A 1,482-nucleotide genomic window follows, 5' to 3' on the forward strand; every position below is an offset into this window, starting at 1 on the left:
TTGGATCGCTGAATGCCTCCAGAGTTTGATCCTTGATTTGAGTGGTTGGGACCATCCACATCACGAGCGGAAACTGCCGTTCCAGCAAAGACCGACTTGCGGCCTGAATAATGTGGGCCCCCATGACAGTTTTCCCCCCACCCGTGGGAATACGCAGGCAGACATACGGGATGTGCGGCAAGCCAGGCATGGGCTTGTATTCGTCAATCAGCCCTTCATCCACGGCTTTACCGAAAGCAGATGCGGCTCCTTCAACACGAGCCAGCTCCAGAAAATGCTCCAGGCTGGCAAGGGAGCGACGTTGATATTGCTTGAGAGCCAAAGCCATAGAGCTATGCCTTGATGTCGTAGGGTGTTTGTTTAAAAGTGATATCCAGCTCGTCAAGCTGCTCCTGAGTCAGGCCACTAGCCTCCCCATAAATCACCTTTGGGCCATCAAACTTAGGGAGCGAACGTAAAACTCGACGCGTCAGAACATTCCCCCCTCCATTACTCTCATCACCCAGAATTCCGTTATAAAGCAGGTAGTAACCGATACCGTTATGACTCCCTAGGAATGACTCTTTCGGGGCACGAGTTGAGCGAGCAATTCCTGTTTCGGAGAACCAGACATGGGCCGCTAAACTTTCAAAACGTATATCTGGCCGGATATGACCATTTTCGTCGAACACTGGCGCGCCTAGTTTAAAGAAACGAAACCCCCCTCCTCCTTGCCAGTTGACTGACTTCGAGATACCTCCCTGCTCACCAAGCACAACTTCTTTGAGGCGTGGCTGACAATGTGAGCGGGCATGCTCACCCATCTCTATTCCGATCCATTGCCGACCAGTCTTATGAGCTACTGCAGCAGTCGTTCCGGACCCGAGGAAACTGTCGAGGACGATGTCTCCCGGATTTGTGGCGATATCAAGGATTCGCTTGATAAGTCTTTCAGGCTTCGGTGTATCGAAAGCTTGGTCTGCCCCAAACAGCTCATTGATTTCTTTTTTTGACTCCTGATTGTGACCAACCTCAGAATTTGGCCACCAAGTCCAAGAGGACACTCCCTCGTGCTCAGCCAAATAATTCTTAACTCGAGGCCTTCCATCGCCTTTGGCGCCAAACCACATACGGCCTTGTTTTCGCAATTCATGAAACACAGGCTCAATATTAGACCAGCATCGCCCCGCAGGCGGCTCAACGATACGCCCGCTTGGCAACTGAATCTTATACATCTGGTTTGGACGCCAACCTTGCGCCGTAAAGTCAGTTGAGGACCATGGTCCACGAGGGTCGTTGTCAGGATTTTTGAATCCAGTCGCCTTCGAACGGTCCAATGCTAATCGATTTAAGGAAATCTTATTTATGTCTCTCGCATAAACAAAAAGGTGATCATGCGCAGCCCCCATCTGAATACGCGCATCTGCCGATGTACGCTTCTGACAAAGAGCATTACAGACAAAATTCTTTCGCATGAATATCTCATCAGCAATAACTTTAAAG

At 50.1% G+C, this 1,482-nt stretch carries 2 protein-coding genes; both read right to left on the bottom strand.

The features are described 5' to 3' along the window. Window positions 1–328, bottom strand: a 328-nt coding sequence (locus tag A3730_RS04675; protein WP_197477295.1) for a DEAD/DEAH box helicase family protein, incomplete at its 3' end; no start/stop codon positions are given. Window positions 329–332: 4 nt separating this feature from the next. Beyond that, window positions 333–1,482: site-specific DNA-methyltransferase (locus A3730_RS04680; RefSeq protein ID WP_082872261.1), on the bottom strand; the 1,150-nt coding region annotated here is incomplete at its 5' end.

Source organism: Alcanivorax sp. HI0044, from assembly GCF_001634945.1.